Annotated in this window: 20 protein-coding genes; 9 read left to right on the top strand and 11 right to left on the bottom strand. The window is 50.9% G+C overall.

The window, feature by feature from the left end:
* Positions 1 to 7 precede the first annotated feature (7 nt).
* The 6 genes from lepA to rseD form a co-directional block, all read right to left on the bottom strand.
* The gene (gene lepA, locus A9180_RS03290) at positions 8 to 1,807 is read right to left on the bottom strand and encodes a translation elongation factor 4 (protein ID WP_000790173.1); all 1,800 of its coding nucleotides are present in this window, start codon (positions 1,805 to 1,807) and stop codon (positions 8 to 10) included.
* Positions 1,808 to 2,004: 197 nt separating this feature from the next.
* A complete protein-coding gene (gene rseC, locus A9180_RS03285; RefSeq protein WP_064526146.1) occupies positions 2,005 to 2,484 on the bottom strand; it encodes a SoxR-reducing system protein RseC in 480 nt (159 codons plus the stop codon).
* Positions 2,481 to 3,437: a sigma-E factor regulatory protein RseB gene (rseB, locus tag A9180_RS03280; RefSeq protein WP_064526144.1), complete on the bottom strand. Its 957-nt coding sequence runs from the start codon at positions 3,435 to 3,437 to the stop codon at positions 2,481 to 2,483. The genes rseC and rseB overlap by 4 nt, the downstream gene beginning before the upstream one ends.
* The gene (rseA, locus tag A9180_RS03275) at positions 3,437 to 4,090 is read right to left on the bottom strand and encodes an anti-sigma-E factor RseA (RefSeq protein WP_064526142.1); all 654 of its coding nucleotides are present in this window, start codon (positions 4,088 to 4,090) and stop codon (positions 3,437 to 3,439) included. The genes rseB and rseA overlap by 1 nt, the downstream gene beginning before the upstream one ends.
* Positions 4,091 to 4,122: 32 nt before the next feature.
* A complete protein-coding gene (gene rpoE / locus A9180_RS03270) occupies positions 4,123 to 4,698 on the bottom strand; it encodes an RNA polymerase sigma factor RpoE (protein ID WP_001295364.1) in 576 nt (191 codons plus the stop codon).
* The gene (gene rseD / locus A9180_RS24135) at positions 4,695 to 4,850 is read right to left on the bottom strand and encodes a rpoE leader peptide RseD (RefSeq protein WP_064526141.1); all 156 of its coding nucleotides are present in this window, start codon (positions 4,848 to 4,850) and stop codon (positions 4,695 to 4,697) included. Before rseD ends, rpoE begins: the two co-directional genes overlap by 4 nt.
* 255 nt (positions 4,851 to 5,105) lie before the next feature.
* On the opposite strand from rseD, the gene nadB reads away from it, so the two are divergent.
* Entirely contained in the window at positions 5,106 to 6,728 is a 1,623-nt protein-coding gene (gene nadB, locus A9180_RS03260; protein WP_064526139.1) for an L-aspartate oxidase, read from the top strand.
* On the opposite strand, the gene trmN is transcribed toward nadB, so the two are convergent.
* Positions 6,713 to 7,450, bottom strand: coding sequence for a tRNA(1)(Val) (adenine(37)-N(6))-methyltransferase TrmN (gene trmN, locus A9180_RS03255; RefSeq protein WP_064526137.1), 738 nt, complete (start codon positions 7,448 to 7,450; stop codon positions 6,713 to 6,715). The two genes, nadB and trmN, sit on opposite strands and share 16 nt — an antisense overlap.
* 131 nt (positions 7,451 to 7,581) lie before the next feature.
* Here trmN and srmB point away from each other — a divergent pair, with 131 nt between their 5' ends.
* On the top strand, positions 7,582 to 8,916 hold the full coding sequence (srmB, locus tag A9180_RS03250; protein WP_000219193.1) for an ATP-dependent RNA helicase SrmB: 1,335 nt from the start codon (positions 7,582 to 7,584) through the stop codon (positions 8,914 to 8,916).
* Positions 8,917 to 8,948: 32 nt separating this feature from the next.
* On the opposite strand, the gene A9180_RS03245 is transcribed toward srmB, so the two are convergent.
* Positions 8,949 to 9,830, bottom strand: coding sequence for a LysR family transcriptional regulator (locus A9180_RS03245; protein WP_064526135.1), 882 nt, complete (start codon positions 9,828 to 9,830; stop codon positions 8,949 to 8,951).
* A gap of 102 nt (positions 9,831 to 9,932) precedes the next feature.
* Here A9180_RS03245 and eamB point away from each other — a divergent pair, with 102 nt between their 5' ends.
* Positions 9,933 to 10,520: a cysteine/O-acetylserine transporter gene (gene eamB / locus A9180_RS03240; protein ID WP_064526133.1), complete on the top strand. Its 588-nt coding sequence runs from the start codon at positions 9,933 to 9,935 to the stop codon at positions 10,518 to 10,520.
* Between the two features lie 58 nt (positions 10,521 to 10,578).
* On the opposite strand, the gene grcA is transcribed toward eamB, so the two are convergent.
* On the bottom strand, positions 10,579 to 10,962 hold the full coding sequence (gene grcA, locus A9180_RS03235) for an autonomous glycyl radical cofactor GrcA (RefSeq protein ID WP_000627804.1): 384 nt from the start codon (positions 10,960 to 10,962) through the stop codon (positions 10,579 to 10,581).
* A gap of 305 nt (positions 10,963 to 11,267) precedes the next feature.
* Here grcA and ung point away from each other — a divergent pair, with 305 nt between their 5' ends.
* The gene (gene ung / locus A9180_RS03230; RefSeq protein WP_064526131.1) at positions 11,268 to 11,957 is read left to right on the top strand and encodes a uracil-DNA glycosylase; all 690 of its coding nucleotides are present in this window, start codon (positions 11,268 to 11,270) and stop codon (positions 11,955 to 11,957) included.
* A 47-nt stretch (positions 11,958 to 12,004) separates the two neighbouring features.
* Here the strand turns inward: ung and A9180_RS03225 are convergent, their stop codons facing one another.
* Positions 12,005 to 13,042: a tRNA/rRNA methyltransferase gene (locus A9180_RS03225; protein ID WP_064526130.1), complete on the bottom strand. Its 1,038-nt coding sequence runs from the start codon at positions 13,040 to 13,042 to the stop codon at positions 12,005 to 12,007.
* A gap of 206 nt (positions 13,043 to 13,248) precedes the next feature.
* Between A9180_RS03225 and trxC the strand changes: the two genes are divergently transcribed.
* The 5 genes from trxC (at position 13,249) to A9180_RS03195 (ending at position 18,963) form a co-directional block, all read left to right on the top strand.
* Entirely contained in the window at positions 13,249 to 13,668 is a 420-nt protein-coding gene (gene trxC / locus A9180_RS03215; protein WP_064526125.1) for a thioredoxin TrxC, read from the top strand.
* Positions 13,669 to 13,736: 68 nt separating this feature from the next.
* The gene (gene tapT, locus A9180_RS03210) at positions 13,737 to 14,435 is read left to right on the top strand and encodes a tRNA-uridine aminocarboxypropyltransferase (protein WP_064526123.1); all 699 of its coding nucleotides are present in this window, start codon (positions 13,737 to 13,739) and stop codon (positions 14,433 to 14,435) included.
* Positions 14,436 to 14,466: 31 nt separating this feature from the next.
* Positions 14,467 to 17,127, top strand: a complete 2,661-nt coding sequence (gene patZ / locus A9180_RS03205) for a peptidyl-lysine N-acetyltransferase PatZ (protein WP_064526121.1) — start codon at positions 14,467 to 14,469, stop codon at positions 17,125 to 17,127.
* A 113-nt stretch (positions 17,128 to 17,240) separates the two neighbouring features.
* Positions 17,241 to 18,596 (top strand): CDP-diacylglycerol--serine O-phosphatidyltransferase, encoded by a 1,356-nt coding sequence (pssA, locus tag A9180_RS03200; protein WP_064526119.1) that lies wholly within the window; start codon positions 17,241 to 17,243, stop codon positions 18,594 to 18,596.
* 43 nt (positions 18,597 to 18,639) lie between these two features.
* Positions 18,640 to 18,963: a YfiM family lipoprotein gene (locus A9180_RS03195; RefSeq protein ID WP_074399450.1), complete on the top strand. Its 324-nt coding sequence runs from the start codon at positions 18,640 to 18,642 to the stop codon at positions 18,961 to 18,963.
* Here the strand turns inward: A9180_RS03195 and kgtP are convergent.
* On the bottom strand, positions 18,960 to 20,258 hold the full coding sequence (gene kgtP, locus A9180_RS03190; RefSeq protein WP_064526114.1) for an alpha-ketoglutarate permease: 1,299 nt from the start codon (positions 20,256 to 20,258) through the stop codon (positions 18,960 to 18,962). The two genes, A9180_RS03195 and kgtP, sit on opposite strands and share 4 nt — an antisense overlap.
* Between the last annotated feature and the right edge of the window lie 431 nt (positions 20,259 to 20,689).

Below are 20,689 nucleotides of genomic sequence, written 5' to 3'. Positions count from 1 at the left end.
CTAAGGGTTATTTGTTGTCTTTGCCGACGTGCAGAATGGCAAGGAACGCTTCTTGCGGCAGCTCGACGTTACCGATCTGCTTCATACGTTTCTTACCTTCTTTCTGCTTCTGCAGCAGCTTTTTCTTACGGCTGATATCACCACCATAGCATTTAGCCAGTACGTTTTTACGCAGCTGCTTCACGGTGGAACGCGCAATGATGTGCGTACCAATCGCTGCCTGAATAGCGATATCAAACTGCTGGCGTGGGATCAGATCTTTCATCTTCTCCACCAGCTCGCGACCACGATTTTGCGAATTATCACGGTGGGTGATCAATGCCAGCGCATCAACACGCTCACCGTTGATTAAGACGTCAACACGCACCATGTCAGAAGCCTGGAAGCGTTTGAAGTTGTAATCCAAAGACGCATAGCCACGCGAGGTTGATTTCAGTCGGTCGAAGAAATCAAGCACCACTTCCGCCATCGGGATCTCGTACGTCAGCGCTACCTGGTTTCCGTGATAGACCATGTTGGTCTGTACACCGCGTTTTTCCACGCACAGGGTAATGACGTTACCGAGATACGCTTGCGGCAGCAGCATATGACACTCTGCAATCGGCTCGCGCAGTTCGTAGATGTTATTTACCGCTGGCAGCTTGGATGGGCTGTCGACGTAGATAACTTCTTTTGCCGTAGTTTCAACTTCATACACTACTGTCGGTGCTGTGGTAATCAGGTCCAGATCGTATTCACGTTCCAGACGTTCCTGAATGATCTCCATGTGCAGCAGGCCGAGGAAGCCGCAGCGGAAACCAAAGCCCAGCGCCGTAGAGCTTTCTGGCTCATAGAACAGTGAGGCGTCGTTCAGGCTGAGTTTGCCCAACGCGTCACGGAAGGCTTCATAGTCGTCGGAACTTACCGGGAACAAGCCCGCATAAACCTGCGGTTTAACTTTCTTAAACCCAGGCAACGCTTTTTCTGCCGGATTACGCGCCAGCGTTAAGGTATCGCCTACCGGTGCGCCGTGGATGTCTTTGATCGCACACACCAGCCAACCTACTTCGCCGCATTTCAGTTCAGTACGATCAACCTGTTTCGGCGTGAAGATCCCCAGGCGGTCGGCGTTATAGGTCTGCCCGGTGCTCATAACTTTCACTTTGTCGCCCTTACGCAGGGTGCCGTTTTTAATACGGATAAGTGAAACCACGCCCAAGTAGTTATCGAACCAGGAGTCGATAATCAGCGCCTGTAACGGACCTTCTGGATCGCCTTCCGGCGGTGGAATGTCGCGCACCAGACGTTCGAGAACGTCCTGCACGCCAACGCCGGTTTTCGCTGAACAGCGCACCGCGTCGGTGGCATCGATGCCAACAATATCTTCAATTTCTTCCGCCACGCGTTCAGGATCGGCTGCCGGTAAGTCAATCTTGTTCAGTACCGGCACCACTTCGAGATCCATCTCCATCGCGGTGTAGCAGTTCGCCAGAGTTTGCGCTTCTACGCCCTGCCCGGCGTCGACCACCAGCAATGCGCCTTCGCAGGCGGCCAGAGAACGGGAAACTTCATAGGAGAAGTCAACGTGGCCTGGAGTGTCGATAAAGTTAAGCTGATAGGTTTCGCCGTCAGACGCTTTGTAGTCCAGCGTCACGCTCTGCGCTTTGATGGTGATGCCACGCTCACGCTCAAGATCCATGGAATCGAGAACCTGCGCCTCCATTTCACGGTCAGACAGGCCACCGCAGATCTGGATAATACGGTCAGACAGCGTCGATTTACCGTGGTCAATGTGAGCAATGATCGAAAAGTTACGTATATTCTTCATAAAGTATGATTATTGTGCCTTAATGCCCGGTTAACCAGGCTTTTAGAAGTCGCTGTTCTGAGCTTAACGTCTGTATTAATAGAAAGGCCGCATTCTACACTACAACATTGAGGCGAGGAAATGTTCATACCGTATGGATTGTAGTATCTGGAAACGTCCTCGCATTTGTTATGCAAAATGCGACAAAGCCAGTGAAATCACTGGCTCGCGTCTTCCGAAGATGTTTCAAACCGCACAAGGCCTGGCGGCAATGCCACGCTTAAAATGATCGGTTGCCATTCAGCCCGGGCAGCAAACTTTCGCGAGTAGCCGCGCGCAATCAGGAATCCACCAACGCCACCAAGAATTGCGCCGCATAACGCCGCAATGTCTGAAGCAAAGAGTAGCTGAAATAACGAAGCAACAAGGAACAATCCCACCAGCGGCGACATATAAACCAGCAATGCGGAACTAAGCAGGCTACCTTCAGCGATTCCTAATTCCACTTTTTGCCCCGGCACTAACGGTTCATCACAGGGTACGACGATGGTATGTGTGGTTTGCGGACCAAGTTTATTCAACACGCGGCTGCCGCAGCCAGCACGGGAAGCGCAGCTGCTGCATGAGGCTTTGACATCACAACTGACCAGCGCCTGCCCGTTTTGCCAGGAGACGACAGTAGCCCACTCTTTGATCATTGCGCGGCCCCGAACTTAATGTTCTCGGCGATGCGTTTCGCCGTTTGCGGCGGTAGTTCACCAACAATAGTGATTTCCGCGTTGTCACGTATGCTGGTGCTGACTGTTCGGCGTCCGGTTCGCAACATCTGATCGGTGCTCGACGGCGTCGCGCGGTTAACGTTTACCGAGAAGCTGAACAACCCGTCAGAATAGAGACGTGATTCGATGGGCATATTGTCCATCGTGGGCAACGGGCGTCGGCTACTGGAGACTTCGCTAAACCCCTGCGGTAACCAGGTTGGAGTCCAGTTGAATTTGGCTTTTTCACCTACAGGAACAGAAAGCAGTGGCGGCAAGTTCGCCTTCGCCAGCGTCTGCATACTGCTGCTGATATCCTGATTGACGTTAAAAGCAATCACGCGAAATTGTTCCAGCGTTTCGCCATCGCGATCAAGGAGATCAACCCGCATCGGTAATTTCGATTCGGTGTCCATCCACACAATGTAGCTGTAGCGTGTACCATCACGGGCGACTACGCGAATGACTTCGCAAAGACGATCAGCAATACGAGTGCGTCCCACGGAGATAAAGTCGTAGTAAGGAGAAAGGCGTTTGAAATCGGTATAGATGAGCGATGGCAGAGAATCAACAATGTAATCGCCATTAAGAGTAAACGGTTCAAGGCCCGGCTCAAAGTAGCTGATTTCATTGCCGCGCTGTACCACTTCCCGGCGCGGGCCATCCATTTGCAACAACTGTGCAAGCGGACGGTTATCGAGGCGTGCATGTCGATAACGCAGAGACTCAACACCTTGTTTATTGATGCTGATGAATGACAGCTCGTAATTCAGTGACTGACTAGCCAAGTTCATCTGCTGTAATAACGCCCCGGACGCGGGAGTGGCCGAGGCGTTAGCAGAGAATAACAGGCTACCTGTCACTAATGACATGGCAAACCAAAGTTGCTTCATTACTGCGATTGCGTTCCTAAAGTTTGAATTCCTGGCACCTGTACAGCGGCTTGCTGTGTCTGGGCCTGCTCAAACTGAAGCTGTTCGGAGTGGAGTCGACGTTGCAGTTCGTAATCCTGCAACATGGCATTAATGCGACGACGCTGCTCCTGTACCTGTTGCTGCTGACCATTGCTCGCGGTCGTCGCTTCAGAAGGTACCCCCAGGCTTACCGGGCTGGCTTTACCCATCATCGGCAGAGTATTAAATACCGGTGTTTCGGGCTGCTGGGACGTTTCAGATTGTCCATTATAGTGCTGGACGCCAACGATAACTGCAAGCGATACACATGCCGCTACGCCCATTTGGGTAAGCTGTGCCGCCCACGGACGTACTTTCTGCCAGAATGGCATTTTCTGCCATTGATGCGGTGCAGGCTGGGCCTCTGGGATCAATATCGTCGGTTGACGAACTGGCTCTTCTTCAATGGCGGCCATCACGCGTGATGAGATATCGAAATGAAGCAACTCAGGAGTATCACCCCGCATAGAGTCACGGATTAAGTGATAGCTTTCCCAGGTTTTCTGCATTTCCGGGTTGTGAGCCAGTTCGTTAAGCAGCTCACTATCCAGCGTTTCGCCATCCATTAAAGCGGAAAGTTGTTCTTTCTGCATGCCTAATACCCTTATCCAGTATCCCGCTATCGTCAACGCCTGATAAGCGGTTGAACTTTATTATCAATAGCTTCCCTCGCTCGGAAGATACGTGAACGCACCGTACCTACCGGACAATCCATGATAGCGGCTATCTCTTCATAGCTCAGGCCATCCAACTCCCGCAAGGTTATTGCCATGCGTAAATCTTCCGGGAGGGACTCAATAGTTCGGAAAACTATCTGTCTCAGTTCTTCTGACAACATTAAGTTCTCAGGGTTCGAAATTTCTTTCAGCGCGCCGCCACTTTCGAAGTTTTCTGCTTCAATGGCATCCACATCACTGGAAGGTGGACGACGCCCCTGAGCAACCAGGTAATTTTTCGCTGTATTGACAGCTATCCGATACAGCCATGTATAAAAAGCACTATCTCCCCGGAACGAATCCAGCGCACGATAGGCTTTAATAAAAGCTTCTTGTACCACATCGGGAACATCACCCGACGGCACATAGCGGGAAACCAGACTCGCCACTTTATGCTGATAGCGCACTACCAGTAAGTTAAAAGCTTTCTGATCTCCCTTCTGGACCCGTTCAACCAGGACCTGGTCCGTTAACTGCTCGCTCATCCGAGGTAAAGTCTCCCCAAACCAAATTTCCACGCGCTATCGAAACGCCACTCCATTAGCTGCAATTTGAGCAAGCAAAAGGTTAGAGTGTCTCGTTTTTGTAAAGTTCCGTAACGCATCTGTTTTTGTTTGTCATGCTGTAGACGGATCATTATCTATCATTATAAGTCTACAGAATCTGAACATCGCATTATCTGTGTAGAAATGCCCATTTAACTGCCTGAAGAGTACCCCAACGGCCTTTTTATTTCACCACCTAATCCTCCGCCAGCAAGCAACTTCTCTTTTTTCCACCGCCCAGGATCTTCCTGTTTAGCCATTGTAACAAATATTAAAATAACAGGTGTTTAATTACACAATGTGCTGCTATGATGACCAAATCGTGTTTAGTAAATTAAACAAACAAAATGAATACTCTTCCTGAACATTCTTGCGATGTGTTGATTATCGGTAGCGGCGCAGCCGGGCTTTCACTGGCACTACGTCTGGCTGACCAGCATCGGATCATCGTTCTTAGCAAAGGCCCGGTAACGGAAGGCTCAACATTTTATGCCCAGGGCGGAATCGCCGCCGTGTTTGATGAAACTGACAGCATTGACTCGCATGTGGAAGACACATTGATTGCTGGCGCCGGAATTTGCGATCGCCATGCGGTTGAGTTTGTCGCCAGCAACGCGCGTTCCTGCGTGCAATGGCTAATTGATCAGGGAGTGTTGTTTGATACCCACGTCCAGCCAAATGGCGAAGAGAGCTATCATCTGACCCGTGAAGGTGGGCATAGTCACCGTCGTATTCTTCATGCTGCCGACGCCACCGGTAGAGAAGTAGAAACCACGCTGGTGAGCAAGGCGCAGAACCATCCGAATATTCATGTGCTGGAACGCAGCAATGCGGTTGATCTGATTGTTTCTGACAAGATTGGTTTGCCTGGAACGCGAAGGGTTGTCGGCGCGTGGGTTTGGAACCGTAATAAAGAAACAGTGGAAACTTGCCACGCCAAAGCAGTGGTGCTGGCAACTGGCGGCGCGTCGAAGGTTTATCAGTACACCACCAATCCGGATATTTCCTCTGGTGATGGTATTGCCATGGCCTGGCGTGCTGGTTGCCGGGTCGCCAATCTCGAATTTAATCAGTTTCACCCTACCGCGCTGTACCATCCACAGGCACGGAATTTCCTGTTAACGGAAGCCTTACGCGGCGAAGGAGCTTATTTGAAACGCCCGGACGGCACACGTTTTATGCCTGATTTTGATGATCGCGGCGAACTGGCCCCGCGCGATATTGTCGCCCGCGCCATTGACCATGAGATGAAACGCCTCGGCGCGGATTGTATGTTCCTTGATATCAGCCATAAGCCCGCCGAATTTATTCGCCAGCATTTCCCGATGATCTATGAAAAGTTGTTGGGGCTGGGTATTGATCTCACGAAAGAACCGGTGCCGATTGTGCCTGCTGCGCACTATACCTGCGGCGGTGTAATGGTTGATAATCATGGACGCACGGATGTTGATGGCCTGTATGCCATTGGAGAAGTGAGTTATACAGGATTACATGGTGCTAACCGCATGGCCTCTAACTCCTTGCTGGAGTGTCTGGTCTATGGCTGGTCGGCGGCGGAAGATATCACAAAACGTATGCCTTATGCGCGCGGCGTCAGCAGCCTGCCACCCTGGGATGAAAGCCGCGTTGAGAATCCTGATGAACTGGTGGTGATTCAACATAACTGGCACGAGTTACGCTTGTTTATGTGGGATTACGTAGGCATTGTGCGCACAACAAAACGTCTTGAGCGCGCCCTGCGGCGTATCAATATGTTGCAACAGGAAATAGACGAATATTACGCCCACTTCCGCGTGTCGAATAATTTGCTGGAACTGCGTAATCTGGTGCAGGTTGCCGAGTTGATTGTTCGCTGTTCAATGATGCGCAAGGAGAGTCGGGGGTTGCATTTCACGCTGGATTACCCGGAGCTACTCACGCATTCCGGTCCGTCGATTCTCACCCCCGTCAATCATTACATAAATAGATAAAAGGCCTGGGTCAGCGCCGTATACGCTTCAGAATAGTTCTGGTCTGGCCCACGAATGACTAAGCGATCGCAAAAGCACTCCCCCGCCAGTGGGGAGAATGCCAGCAGCACCCGGTGCGGCAATCGTGCTTCGTTTTCTGCCACATCCGTTCGCAAACGTAAATGCCACCCCATACTTAATGCCAGCTCAGTAAAACTATTACCGATTTGCTCTGGCAGCACCACGCAGAAAAATCCCTCTTCGGTAATGCATTCTGCCGCGCAGGTCAGCAAGGATTGATGATCCAGCGTGGTGGTATAGCGCGCCTGTTCCCGCTGCGGTGTCGCACACTCCACTCCCTGCTCATAATAGGGCGGGTTGCTGATGATTAAATCAAAGCGCGTTGTCTGCTGTGTTATCCACTGCTGAATATCCGCCGTATGGACGTTAATCCGCTCTGCCCACGGGGACTGAGCGAAATTTTCCCGCGCCTGGGCAGCCGCTTCGTTTTCAATTTCAACCGCATCGATTATCACGCTGTCATCGGTGCGCTGCGCCAGCATCAAAGCCAATAAGCCGCTACCGCTGCCGATATCAAGGCAGCGTTTTACCCCAGCCACAGGAGCCCATGCGCCAAGCAAAATACCATCCGTTCCCACTTTCATTGCACAGCGATCATGTGCGACAAAAAACTGTTTAAAAGTAAATCCATTACGACGAAGCACGGATGTAGACTGTGACATGAAAATAAAACCTTGCTGAAAAAACGGCGATAGCACCGGGTAAGAACAATACCTGAGAAGTGATATCCATACAAACAGATGAAGATTGCAGCCGTAACGTCTATAATCAGCGCCCCACACAGAGGTAGAACATGACTGTAACGACTTTTTCCGAACTTGAACTCGACGAAAGCCTGCTGGAAGCCCTCCAGGATAAAGGTTTCACTCGCCCGACCGCCATTCAGGCTGCCGCCATTCCGCCTGCGCTCGATGGCCGTGATGTACTCGGTTCTGCGCCGACAGGCACCGGTAAAACGGCGGCGTATCTGCTGCCAGCGTTGCAGCACCTGCTCGATTTCCCACGTAAGAAATCCGGTCCACCGCGTATTTTGATCCTCACCCCAACTCGCGAACTGGCGATGCAGGTGGCCGATCATGCCCGCGAACTGGCGAAACATACGCATCTCGATATCGCCACTATCACCGGCGGCGTGGCCTATATGAACCACGCAGAAGTGTTCAGCGAAAACCAGGACATCGTGGTCGCCACGACCGGACGTCTGCTGCAATACATAAAAGAAGAGAATTTCGATTGCCGCGCGGTTGAAACGCTGATCCTCGACGAAGCGGACCGTATGCTGGATATGGGCTTCGCTCAGGATATCGAACATATTGCTGGCGAAACGCGCTGGCGTAAACAGACCCTGCTCTTCTCCGCAACGCTGGAAGGCGATGCGATTCAGGATTTTGCCGAGCGTCTGCTGGAAGATCCGGTGGAAGTTTCTGCTAATCCTTCCACTCGTGAGCGCAAAAAGATCCATCAGTGGTATTACCGCGCCGATGATCTTGAGCATAAAACCGCGTTGCTGGTGCACCTGTTAAAACAGCCTGAAGCGACTCGCTCAATCGTATTTGTGCGTAAGCGTGAGCGTGTGCATGAACTGGCAAACTGGCTGCGCGAAGCGGGCATCAACAACTGCTATCTCGAAGGTGAGATGGTACAAGGCAAGCGTAATGAAGCGATTAAACGTCTGACCGAAGGTCGCGTTAACGTGCTGGTTGCTACCGACGTTGCTGCACGCGGTATCGACATTCCGGATGTCAGCCACGTCTTTAACTTCGATATGCCGCGCAGTGGCGATACTTATTTGCACCGTATCGGGCGTACCGCTCGCGCTGGCCGTAAAGGCACTGCGATTTCGCTGGTTGAAGCTCATGACCATCTGCTGCTGGGCAAAGTTGGCCGTTACATTGAAGAGCCGATTAAAGCTCGCGTAATTGATGAGTTACGCCCGAAAACACGTGCGCCAAGCGAGAAACAGACGGGCAAGCCATCTAAGAAAGTGCTGGCGAAACGTGCCGAGAAGAAAAAGGCTAAAGAGAAAGAGAAGCCGCGGGTGAAAAAACGCCATCGCGATACCAAAAATATTGGTAAGCGCCGCAAACCAAGCGGAACGGGCGTGCCGCCGCAAACGACAGAAGAGTAATCTTAATGCCGGGTTTAAGCCCGGCATTATTTTTATCCCGGCAAAAAACACTCTTCAACACACTGAATAAAAGTGTGCATCGCCGGGCTAACCGCTTTTCCGGCATGGTGTGCGCACATTGCTGTAATGGTCTGCGACGGTTCGCCGAAGGGCAATTCAATTAATTCACCGCTTTCAAGCTCTTTTGCCACCGCAAAGCGTGGCAAGTAGCTGACACCGATATTTGCCGCAACACAACGCTTGATGCTTTCGATACTTATAAGCTCAATGGTGTTTTCCACCGTGATGCGCCGCTGGCGCAGCGTGCTTTCAAAGATCTGCCGGAAGACACATTGCGGTTCGTTGATAATAAAGCTACAGACGTTATGCCTTCCCAGCTCAGTAAAATCAACATCTGCAACTTGCGGTGAAGCCACCAGCACCAGCGATTGTTCACCCAACTCACGTCGGTTCAGTGCATCATCATTCCCTACGCGATAAAAGACGCCGACGTCTGCCTCATCATTCAGTAGTGCATCACGGATCACATAACAGTTCAGCGACTGCAATGATAAACGCACTTTTGGCGCTCGTTGTCGAAAACACTGCAACACTTGCGGCATACGGTAAGAGAGTAACGTTTCCCCCGAAACAACGCGCAGTTCTCCGTCCGGATCAGACTCTTTTTTGGCAGCTTCGCGAAGCGTTTCCATCACTCTGGTGAGTTCATAAATGTGCGGCAGCAGCTTTTTTCCTTCGCGAGTGAGGCACATCCGTCGACCAATTTTCTCAAACAACTGGACCGAAAACTCCTGTTCAAGCTGCTGAATATGAAAGGTAACCGTCGACTGTGTGCAGCACAATTTTTGCGAAGCACGCAAAAAGGAACCCTCTTCCACCACGGTTTTTAGGGTAATAAAACGGCGCAGATCCATAATCCCAAACCTATCGAAAATATCGAATTTAGAATGTGAAAACATTCATTTTTTTAAATGTTTTGTGTCGGGTACTGTCTACTAAAACAGAGGAGATAACAAGTGACACCGACCCTTTTAAGTGCTTTTTGGACCTACACACTGATTACTGCCCTTACACCAGGACCAAACAATATTCTCGCCCTTAGTTCTGCCACGTCGCATGGGTTTCGTCAGAGTACCCGCGTACTGGCAGGGATGAGTCTGGGATTTTTAATCGTCATGCTGCTGTGTGCGGGAATTTCGTTTTCACTGGCTGTTATCGACCCGGCAGCAGTGCATCTGTTAAGTTGGGCGGGGGCGGCATATATTGTCTGGCTGGCGTGGAAAATCGCTACCAGCCCAACAAAGGAAGACGGGCTACAGGCAAAACCGATCAGCTTTTGGGCAAGCTTTGCGCTACAGTTTGTGAACGTCAAAATCATTTTGTACGGCATTACGGCACTATCGACATTTGTCCTGCCGCAAACGCAGGCGTTAAGCTGGGTAGTTGGCGTCAGCGTTTTGCTGGCAATGATTGGGACGTTTGGCAATGTATGCTGGGCGTTGGCGGGGCATCTGTTTCAGCGATTGTTTCGCCAGTATGGTCATCTGTTAAATATCGTGCTGGCGCTGCTTCTGGTCTATTGCGCGGTTCGTATTTTCTATTAATAAACAAAAAAACGGAAGAGGTTGCCCTCTTCCGCTTCTGATATATCTGACTTAAGCCTTACAGGCTTTCAGTAAAGGTACGAGCGATAACGTCGCGCTGCTGTTCCGGAGTCAGAGAGTTAAAGCGAACTGCATAACCGGATACACGGATGGTCAGCTGCGGATATTTTTCCGGATGCTTAACTGCATCTTCCAGAGTTTCACGACGCAGAACGTTTACGTTCAGGTGCTGACCACCTTCTACGCGTACTTCTGGTTTAACTTCTACTGGAACTTCACGGTACTCAATGTCACCCAGTTTGCTTACTGCAACCACTTCGTCTTCTGCAAAACCTGCTTTCGCAACGATGCAACGCGCTTCGCCTTTTTCGCTGTCCAGCAGCCAGAAAGAGTTCAGCAGATCGTCGTTAGCGGCTTTAGTAATCTGGATACCTGTAATCATGTGATGCCTCCCCGGCAAAATTTATTTGATTTGATCAGCCTGTCGCGGCTAATTGGTAAAACCATTGTTGCTTGAGTGTATATATACTCCTCAAAGACCCTTGATTCTTTGATTTAAATCAATAAAAACCACACATCAAGTGTGGCCGCAAATGGATTTTATTGTTTTACATCAACTTATGCAGGTGTGGAATTTTACCAATTTACATTTTTTTTCACGTATTTTTGGCTAAAAAGTGTGCTTGGTTTTGTTCTGTAGAAAGAAGCAGTTAAGCTAGGCGGATTGAAGATTCGCAGGAGAGCGAGATGGCTAACGAATTAACCTGGCATGACGTGCTGGCTGAAGAGAAGCAGCAACCCTATTTTCTTAACACCCTTCAGACCGTCGCCAACGAGCGGCAGTCCGGTATCACTATCTATCCGCCACAAAAAGATGTCTTTAACGCGTTCCGCTTCACAGAGTTGGGTGACGTGAAAGTGGTGATTCTCGGCCAGGATCCTTATCACGGACCAGGACAGGCGCATGGTCTGGCATTTTCCGTTCGCCCCGGCATTCCGACACCACCGTCACTGCTGAATATGTATAAAGAGCTGGAAAATACTATCCCAGGCTTTACTCGCCCTACTCATGGCTATCTTGAAAGCTGGGCGCGTCAGGGTGTCCTGCTGCTCAATACCGTATTGACTGTACGTGCAGGCCAGGCGCATTCCCACGCCAGCCTCGGTTGGGAGACATTTACTGATAAAGTCATCAGTCTGATTAATCAGCACCGCGAAGGCGTGGTATTTTTGTTGTGGGGATCGCATGCACAAAAGAAAGGGGCGATTATAGATAAGCAACGCCATCACGTGCTGAAAGCACCGCATCCGTCACCGCTTTCTGCGCATCGTGGATTCTTTGGCTGTAACCATTTTGTGCTGGCAAATCAGTGGCTGGAACAACGTGGCGAGACGCCGATTGACTGGATGCCAGTATTACCGGCAGAGAGTGAGTAAATTAACGGGAAAATGCCGGATGGCAGAACTGCCACCCGGCTGATTTATCAGGCTTTATTCTGACGCCACCATTCGCCAAGAAGAACGCCGGTTGCAACAGAGATATTCAGTCCAGCAACGTTGCCAGTACCGTCAATCTTCACGCGCAAATCGTTCGGATCGCGTGCGGCATCCGGTAACCCTTCATATTCCTGACCCAGCACCAGCACCATTTTTTCTGGCAGACTGGTTTTGAACAGCGGTTTACCTTGCTCGCTGGAAGTGGTCACCACGGTGTAGCCCGCCTGACGGAAATCATCCAGTACGTTAACAATGTTGTCGCCAGTAATCGGCTGAACATGTTCTGCGCCGCCTTCTGCGGTACGGATAGCCGCCCCCGATTCCAGCAACGCAGCATCCTGCACCACAACGCCTTTCACGCCAAAGTGCGCACAGCTACGCATCATGCCGCCCAGGTTATGCGGGTTAGATTCGTTTTCCAGCGCCAGTACACAATCCTGCGCACCGGCCTGACTTACCCACTGCTGCACGGTTGTGCCGTTACGTTTTTTGATCAGAAAGCAAACGCCACCGTGATGTTCCGTGCCTGACGCTTTTGTCAGTTCGGCTTCATCCACCACATGGTACGCTTTGCGGTTTGCCGCCATCCAGCGCAATGCCTCTTTAAAACGCGGCGTTACGCTCTGGATAAACCAGGCGCGAACAATTGCTTCCGAGCGGCTCTGGAACAGTGCCTGACATGCATTTTCGCCGTAGACGCGAGTTTCTTCCGCACGCTGACGACGCAACACTTCCGGATCAATAAAACTTTTACCACTGATGCCACCGTGATCGGCCTTTTCCGGCGTCTCATCACCCGGCGCGCGGGAAACCGTGCGCCACGGCGACTCTTCCCACTTGCGGTCACGAGGCTGACTCTGTTTGTCATCGCGGGCGGGGCGACGGCCACCGTCGGCACGAGATTTTCCTGGACGCCCGCCCCCTTTCCCGGTACGCGGGTTATGAGTACGTTTATCAGAATCATCATCACTGCGGACATACATCACTTTGACCTTGCCGCTTTTGCTTTTCATTTCATCGTTCATGCTTTTCTCCACCAGCGCTGCGCGAAGCGCGCAGATTACCCGAAGTGCGCGCGGTTCGCCATGATTTCGTTCCAAAGCCTGTGACTATCATACCCATTGAATAAAACAGATTGTTGTCTGGAACAATGCCCTCGATAATATGTAACATATTAGAAACATACCTCTGTCGTTACCGATAAGTCTCCTTACTCATCCCGAGGTTAGATATGAATACCGTTTGTACCCATTGTCAGGCCATCAATCGCATTCCCGACGATCGGATCGAAGATGCGGCAAAATGTGGACGCTGCGGTCACAACCTGTTTGACGGAGAGGTGATTAATGCGACCAGTGAAACGCTCGACAAATTACTGAAAGACGATCTGCCTGTGGTGATCGACTTCTGGGCGCCGTGGTGCGGCCCTTGCCGTAATTTCGCGCCAATTTTTGAAGATGTTGCGCAAGAGCGTAGCGGTAAAGTGCGCTTTGTGAAAGTGAATACCGAAGCTGAACGTGAATTAAGCAGTCGCTTTGGTATTCGCAGTATTCCGACGATCATGATTTTCAAAAACGGTCAGGTTGTCGACATGCTTAATGGCGCAGTACCGAAAGCACCTTTCGATAGCTGGCTGAACGAATCGCTTTAATCTTGTCGGGGCGCATCTTGTGCCCCGTTTTCTCCTCTGCGACAATGGCGTTTTTTCGACGCTCTCTTATGACCGAAAACGCTGTTCTCCAGTTACGCGCCGAGCGTATTGCGCGCGCAACGCGCCCTTTTCTTGCCCGTGGTAATCGCGTTCGTCGTTGCCAACGTTGTCTTTTACCAGAGAAATTATGTCTCTGTTCAACGATCACGCCAGCGGAAGCAAAAAGCCGCTTTTGTTTGCTGATGTTCGACACCGAGCCGATGAAGCCCAGCAATACGGGACGTTTGATTGCCGATATCTTGCCGGATACCATCGCGTTTCAATGGTCGCGCACCGAACCATCGCAAGAACTGCTGGATCTGGTACAGAATCCGGAATATCAGCCAATGGTGGTTTTTCCCGCCTCATATGCCGATGAACAACGGGAAGTCATTTTCACTCCGCCTTCCGGTAAGCCACCGCTGTTTATCATGCTCGATGGCACCTGGCCGGAAGCTCGCAAGATGTTTCGTAAAAGTCCGTATCTGGATAATCTTCCCGTCATTTCCGTCGATCTTTCCCGGCTTTCTGCTTATCGCCTGCGTGAAGCCCAGGCTGAAGGCCAATATTGTACCGCTGAAGTGGCTATCGCACTTTTAGATATGGCGGGCGATACCGGGGCTGCGGTCAGCTTAGGCGAGCATTTCACTCGCTTTAAAACACGCTATCTGGCAGGAAAAACGCAACATCTGGGTAGCATCACAGCAGAACAGTTAGAAAGCGTTTAGAATCATTCAGTCACTTCTGCGGGAGACTGGTATGAGTCAGCGAGGACTGGAAGCACTACTGCGACCAAAATCGATAGCGGTAATTGGCGCATCGATGAAACCTAATCGCGCAGGTTACCTGATGATGCGTAACCTGCTGGCGGGAGGCTTTAACGGACCGGTGTTACCGGTGACGCCTGCCTGGAAAGCGGTACAAGGTGTACTGGCCTGGCCGGACATCGCCAGTCTGCCATTTACGCCCGACCTTGCAGTGCTGTGTACCAATGCCAGCCGCAATCTGGCGCTTCTGGAAGAACTCGGCGAGAAAGGCTGTAAAACCTGCATTATTCTTTCTGCCCCGGCATCGCAACATGAAGATCTCCGTGCCTGCGCCCAGCGCCATAACATGCGCTTGCTTGGGCCAAACAGTCTGGGATTACTGGCGCCGTGGCAAGGTCTGAATGCCAGCTTTTCGCCCGTACCAATCAAACGCGGCAAACTGGCGTTTATTTCGCAATCGGCTGCTGTTTCCAACACCATTCTCGACTGGGCGCAACAGCGTGAAATGGGTTTTTCGTATTTTATTGCGCTCGGCGATAGCCTGGATATCGACGTTGATGAATTGCTCGATTATCTGGCGCGCGACAGTAAAACCAGCGCCATCCTGCTCTACCTCGAACAATTAAGCGACGCGCGGCGCTTTGTTTCGGCTGCCCGTAGCGCCTCGCGTAATAAACCGATCCTGGTAATTAAAAGCGGACGTAGCCCGGCAGCACAGCGACTGCTGAATACGACGGCAGGAATGGACCCGGCATGGGATGCGGCTATTCAGCGTGCCGGTTTATTACGAGTACAGGACACTCACGAACTATTTTCGGCAGTGGAAACCCTTAGCCATATGCGCCCATTGCGTGGCGACCGACTGATGATTATCAGCAACGGTGCAGCGCCAGCTGCGCTGGCGCTGGATGCCTTATGGTCACGCAATGGCAAGCTGGCAACACTAAGCGAAGAAACCTGCCAGAAACTACGCGATGCGTTGCCAGAACATGTAGTAATCTCTAACCCGCTTGATCTGCGCGATGACGCCAGCAGTGAGCACTATATTAAAACGCTGGATATTCTGCTCCACAGTCAGGATTTTGATGCGCTGATGGTTATTCATTCGCCCAGTGCCGCAGCGCCCGCAACAGAAAGCGCGCAAGCATTAATTGAAGCGGTAAAACATCACCCTCGCAGCAAGTATGTCTCTCTGCTGACGAACTGGTGCGGCGAACATTCCTCGCAAGAGGCGCGACGTTTATTCAGTGAAGCCGGGCTGCCAACCTATCGCACGCCAGAAGGTACCATCACCGCTTTTATGCACATGGTTGAGTATCGGCGTAATCAGAAGCAACTACGCGAAACGCCGGCGCTGCCCAGCAATCTGACCTCTAATACCGCAGAAGCGCATCTTCTGTTGCAACAGGCTATTGCCGAAGGGGCAACGTCGCTCGATACCCATGAGGTACAGCCAATCCTGCAAGCGTATGGTATGAACACGCTTCCCACCTGGATTGCCAGCGATAGTACCGAAGCGGTGCATATTGCTGAACAGATTGGTTATCCGGTGGCGCTGAAATTGCGCTCGCCAGATATTCCACATAAATCGGAAGTTCAGGGCGTAATGCTTTACTTGCGTACAGCCAATGAAGTACAGCAAGCCGCGAACGCTATTTTCGATCGCGTAAAAATGGCCTGGCCGCAGGCGCGGATCCACGGTTTGCTGGTGCAAAGTATGGCTAACCGTGCGGGCGCTCAAGAGTTGCGGGTAGTGGTTGAGCAGGATCCGGTTTTCGGACCGCTGATCATGCTGGGTGAAGGCGGTGTGGAGTGGCGCCCTGAAGATCAAGCCGTCGTCGCGCTACCGCCGCTAAACATGAACCTGGCCCGCTATCTGGTCATTCAGGGAATCAAAAGTAAAAAGATTCGTGCGCGCAGTGCGCTACGTCCATTGGATGTTGCAGGCTTGAGCCAGCTTCTGGTGCAGGCTTCCAACTTGATTGTCGATTGCCCGGAAATTCAGCGTCTGGATATTCATCCTTTGCTGGCTTCTGGCAGTGAATTTACCGCGCTGGATGTCACGCTCGATATTGCACCGTTTGCAGGCGATAACGAGAGTCGGCTGGCAGTGCGCCCGTACCCGCATCAGCTGGAAGAATGGGTGGAATTGAAAAACGGCGAACGCTGCTTGTTCCGCCCGATTTTGCCAGAGGATGAGCCACAGCTTCAGCAATTCATTTCACGAGTCACCAAAGAAGATCTTTATTATCGCTACTTTAGCGAGATCAACGAATTTACCCATGAAGATTTAGCTAACATGACACAGATCGACTACGATCGGGAAATGGCGTTTGTGGCGGTGCGACGTATTGATCAAACGGAAGAGATCCTCGGCGTCACACGCGCGATCTCCGACCCTGATAACATTGATGCTGAATTTGCCGTACTGGTTCGCTCGGATCTCAAAGGGTTAGGGTTAGGTCGGCGACTGATGGAAAAGTTGATCACCTATACGCGAGATCACGGACTGCAACGTCTGAATGGTATTACGATGCCAAACAATCGTGGCATGGTGGCGCTGGCCCGCAAGCTTGGGTTTAACGTTGATATCCAGCTCGAAGAGGGGATCGTTGGGCTTACGCTAAATCTTGCCCAGCGCGAGGAATCATGAGTAAGGTACTGGAAATGTTGACCACTTAATCGGGTCTGGTGTTATTATTGCCCGCTTATGTCGTCTGCATTGCACAGAGGACCCTTCAATGAACAGAGAAGAAATGCACTGTGATGTTGTCAAAATTTAAGCGTAATAAACATCAACAACACCTTGCCCAACTACCCAAGATTTCTCAATCAGTTGATGATGTCGATTTCTTTTACGCTCCCGCCGACTTCCGGGAGACGCTGCTGGAAAAAATAGCCAGCGCGAAGCAGCGCATTTGCATTGTTGCCCTGTATCTCGAACAGGATGATGGTGGCAAAGGCATTCTGAGCGCGCTCTATGAGGCTAAACGGCAGCGTCCGGAACTGGATGTGCGGGTGCTGGTCGACTGGCATCGTGCGCAACGTGGACGCATTGGCGCTGCGGCATCTAATACTAACGCTGACTGGTACTGCCGCATGGCGCAGGAAAATCCGGGCGTAGATGTTCCGGTTTATGGCGTTCCCATCAATACCCGTGAAGCCCTGGGTGTTCTGCATTTTAAAGGCTTTATCATCGACGATAGCGTACTTTACAGCGGTGCCAGTCTGAACGATGTTTATCTGCATCAGCACGACAAATACCGCTACGACCGTTATCATCTGATTCGTAACCGTAAGATGTCAGACATTATGTTTGAATGGGTTACGCAGAATATTATGAATGGTCGCGGTGTTAACCGTCTGGATGATGAACATCGCCCAAAAAGTCCGGAAATCAAGAACGACATTCGCCTGTTCCGCCAGGAGTTGCGTGATGCCGCTTATCATTTCCAGGGAGATGCTGATAACGATCAACTTTCCGTCACGCCGTTGGTGGGTCTGGGGAAATCGAGTCTGTTGAACAAGACCATTTTCCATCTGATGCCTTGTGCAGAACAGAAACTGACTATCTGCACGCCATACTTCAACCTCCCGGCAATCCTGGTGCGCAATATCATCCAGTTGCTCCGTGAAGGGAAAAAGGTCGAAATTATCGTTGGTGATAAAACCGCGAATGACTTCTATATCCCGGAAGATGAACCATTCAAGATAATTGGCGCGTTGCCTTATCTTTATGAGATCAATCTGCGTCGCTTCCTGAGTCGTTTGCAGTATTACGTCAATACAGACCAGTTAGTGGTCCGTTTGTGGAAAGATGACGATAATACTTATCACCTGAAAGGAATGTGGGTTGATGATAAGTGGATGCTGGTAACCGGCAATAACCTGAATCCACGCGCCTGGCGTCTGGATCTGGAAAACGCCATTTTGATCCACGATCCGCAACTGGAGCTTGCGCCGCAGCGTGAAAAAGAACTGGATCTGATCCGCGAGCATACCACCATTGTTAAGCACTACCGCGATCTGCAAAGTATTGCCGATTATCCGGTGAAAGTTCGCAAACTTATCCGCCGTTTGCGCCGCATCCGCATCGACCGATTAATTAGCCGTATCCTGTAATCTGAACCCCGTCCCGTACGGGGTTTGTTTTTTGGAGGCCGCGTTGCGTATTCTTTTTGTCTGTTCACTATTGTTACTTTCTGGTTGCAGCCACATGGCTTACGATAGCTGGCACGGGCAGGATAAAGCTCAACACTTTATCGCCTCGGCGATGCTTTCCGCTGCAGGAAATGAATACGCACAGCATCAGGGGATGAGTCGCGACCGCAGCGCAATGTTCGGGCTGATGTTCTCTGTAGGGTTGGGAACGTCAAAAGAACTTTGGGATAGCCGCCCCGAAGGAAGCGGCTGGAGCTGGAAAGATTTTACATGGGATGTAGCCGGTGCAACCACCGGCTATACCGTCTGGCAAATAGCGCATCACTAAAGACGCATCCCCTTCCCTTTGCGGTGCAGCATCAAAGAAACCAGAAACGCCACCACGGCCATCAATGTCACATACCAGAAGAATGCCGTTTCCATTCCTATCGATTTCAGCGACAACGCTACATACTCCGCCGAACCACCAAATATAGCATTGGCGACCGCATATGACAGACCAACGCCTAATGCGCGAACCTGTGCCGGAAACATCTCAGCCTTCAGTATCCCGCTGATTGATGTATAAAAACTCACAATCAGCAAGGCGCACATCACCAGACCAAAAGCGGCATAAGGAGAGGAGACGTTCTGCAATGCTGACAGTATGGGGACGGTAAAAATAGCAGCCAAAGAGCCAAAACATAACATTGAGGTTCGGCGACCAATCTTATCTGACAGCGCGCCAATGAGCGGTTGAATGAGCATAAATACAAACAATGCCGCAGTCATAATGCCGCTTGCTACGTTGGCGTGCATTCCCGCAGTATTCACCAGATATTTCTGCATATAGGTGGTAAAGGTATAGAAACAAAGGGAACCCGCAGCAGTGAAGCCGAGAACCATAATGAATGCACGGCGATTGCGCCATAATCCCTTCATTGAGCCCGCTTCTTTTAAAGCGCGCGTTTCTTGTTGCGAAGTTTCATCTAATTGACGGCGTAACCACAACGCTACAACGGCTAACACCGCTCCTAACGCAAAAGGAATGCGCCATCCCCACTCTCTGAGAGCAGAATCTTCCATAGTATGTTGTAAAACCACCACAACCAGTAAGGCCAGCAACTGACCGCCAATTAGCGTGACATACTGGAACGAAGCATAGAACCCTTTGCGCCCTTCAACAGCAACTTCACTCATATAAGTGGCGCTGGTGCCATATTCTCCGCCAACGGATAATCCCTGGAATAAACGCGCGAGAAGCAATAATGCTGGAGCCCTGGTACCGATAGTTTCATAACCTGGCAGACAGGCGATAACCAGTGATCCGAAACACATCATACACACCGATAACAACATTGATTTTTTACGGCCATGTTTATCGGCTATACGTCCAAATAGCCAGCCACCTATTGGACGCATCAGAAAGCCCGCAGCAAAAACGCCTGCTGTTTGCAGTAGTTGAGTGGTCGTATTACCTGAAGGGAAAAAGATGTGGGCGAAGTAGAGGGAACAGAATGAGTAGACATAGAAATCGAACCATTCGACCAGGTTACCTGAAGAGGCCCCTACTATTGCCCAGATGCGGCGACGAGTATCACTACTTGTCAGTTTGCTGTCTGCCGTTACAGTGCTTTCTGCCATGCCAATATTTCTCCTGCCATAATCCGATGCTTTTGTCGGTCGATGTTGTTTATTATTTAGTAAGTCGAATGTTATACATTTGTTACATATGCTTGTGCAACCATAATTGCGAATTTGGTTAGCAAGAGAATGATTATTCAGGATGGCAGGAAGGATTTCAGGTGAGGTTGTCGTATGGAAATGGGCGAACATCTGGCGTATACAAGGAAATGTGTAGGGTCTTTATTTCTTAGCCAGACCATTCGGTGGTTTTTACTGCCTACGCTATTCAGGACGGGCACAGATAAAACAATAAGACGTGCCAGCGTCGCATCCGGTATTTTTTCTGCACCAACGCAAAAAGGCCATCCTGACGGATGGCCTTTCGCTAATTTGATGCCTGGCAGTTCCCTACTCTCGCATGGGGAGACCCCACACTACCATCGGCGCTA

The sequence above is a fragment of the Escherichia sp. B1147 genome (genome assembly GCF_001660175.1).
In the GTDB taxonomy this organism is placed as follows: domain Bacteria; phylum Pseudomonadota; class Gammaproteobacteria; order Enterobacterales; family Enterobacteriaceae; genus Escherichia; species Escherichia whittamii.
This window is presented reverse-complemented; position numbering and strand designations above follow the sequence as displayed.